The organism is Clostridium sp. DL1XJH146 (assembly GCF_054819755.1).
The window spans coordinates 1-1,771 of the sequence record NZ_JBTVVN010000090.1 but is presented as its reverse complement, the minus strand read 5'-3'; the positions used below and the strand labels follow the sequence as shown (position 1 = coordinate 1,771).

The window sequence follows — 1,771 nt, the reverse complement described above, 5'->3', positions numbered from 1 at the left end:
GCATTGTGCATTGTGCATTGTGCATTGTGCATTGTGCATTGTGCATTGTGCATTGTGCATTGTGCATTGTGCATTGTGCATTCAATTATATATCTTCCTTATCTTTCCCTACTAATATTTTAGAGTTTCCTCCAAATTTAGTTATATCCGTAATATCTTCTCCAAGCTCTTGTGCTAGAATATCAACAATTCTTGATGAACAGAACCCTGCTTGACATCTTCCCATTCCTGCTCTAGTTCTTCTCTTCACACCATCTAAAGTAGTTGCACCGAGTGGCCTTCTAATAGATTCTAGAATTTCTCCCTCAGTTACAGTTTCACATCTACACACAATCTTACCGTAATGAGGATTTTCCTTTATAATTGCTTTTCTTTCTTCATTTGTCATTTCTCTAAATTTCGGTATTGCTTTTCTTATAGGATTGAATTTTTCATTTTTGGCTGGAGCAATTTTATCTACAACAATCTTTTCAACCATCTTAGCAATAGCAGGAGCACTTGTTAAACCAGGTGATTCTATTCCTATAACATTAATAAAGTTCTCCGCATCTTTAACTTCTTCAATAATAAAATCTCCATTTTCAGGATGAGCTCTCAATCCACTAAATTGAGTTATAATATATTTTCTAGGTATATCTGAAACACTGAGACCAGCTTTTTCAAATACCATATCTAATCCTTCTCTTGTTGTTTTAAATTCTGATTTATCTTCAATATCTTCTGCTGTAGGTCCCATCAAAAGGTTTCCGTCAACAGTAGGAGTAACAAGCACCCCTTTACCCAATTTAGTTGGTAGTTGGAATAAAGTCCTCTTTGTCATTCCTCCAACAAATTTATCGAAAAGTATATATTGACCTCTTCTAGGAATTATCTTAATTTTATTTTCGCTAACTATATTATTTAGGTCATCACCATGGACACCTGCTGCATTTATAACCATTTTTGCTTTTATATCTTCATCTTGTGTTTTGATTAAATATCCATAGCTTTCTTTTTTTATATCTACTACATCTTTATTAAATTTAAACTGTACCCCGTTTTCATTTGCATTTTCTGCTAATGCAATAGTCATTTCATAAGGACAAGTAATTCCACCTGTTGGAAGTGTTAATACTGCTACAACTTTATCTGATAAGTTAGGTTCAATTTTAAGAGCTTCTTCTCTATTAAGAATTTCCATAGTATTTGGAACTCCATTTTTTAGCCCTCTTTGTCTAAGGTCTTCTAACTCATTTATTTTATCTTCATCAAAACAAAGCACCAAAGATCCTATTCTCTTAAATGGAAAATCTAATTCTTTTGAAAGTTGATCATAAAGATCATTACCTTCCACGTTTAACTTGGCCTTAAGTGTTCCTGGTATTGGGTCCTCTCCAGCATGAACAATTGCGCTATTTGCTTTAGTTGTACCATTAGCCACATCTGCATCTTTTTCCAAAACAAGAACATTAAGTTTATACCTTGCCAACTCTCTAGCTATAGAACATCCAGTAACTCCCGCACCAATAATTACAATATCAAACATATTATTCCTCCTTTTAGATATAAAAAAGAGCCTTAATCTAAATGGGCTCACTTATCCCACTTAGATTAAGGCTCTCTATTCTCTGCCTTATATACTTTTTATTTGTATAATCATATATTATCACAGTAATTATGTAAGGTCAATACATTTACTGAAATCGTTTATTTTTTTGTGAACTGTGAACTGTGAACTGTGAACTGTGAACTGTGAACTGTGAACTGTGAACTGTGAACTGTGAACTGTGAA

1 protein-coding gene is annotated in these 1,771 nt (G+C 33.3%); it reads right to left on the bottom strand.

The features are described 5' to 3' along the window. Nucleotides 1-85: 85 nt before the first annotated feature. Nucleotides 86-1,525: an FAD-dependent oxidoreductase gene (locus ACVHXK_RS18590; RefSeq protein ID WP_461207904.1), complete on the bottom strand. Its 1,440-nt coding sequence runs from the start codon at nucleotides 1,523-1,525 to the stop codon at nucleotides 86-88. Between the last annotated feature and the right edge of the window lie 246 nt (nucleotides 1,526-1,771).

Bases quoted from the DNA above. Each gene is read 5' to 3' on its own strand.
- ACVHXK_RS18590 (WP_461207904.1), bottom strand. From the start codon at position 1,525: ATGTTTGATATTGTAATTATTGGTGCGGGAGTTACTGGATGTTCTATA.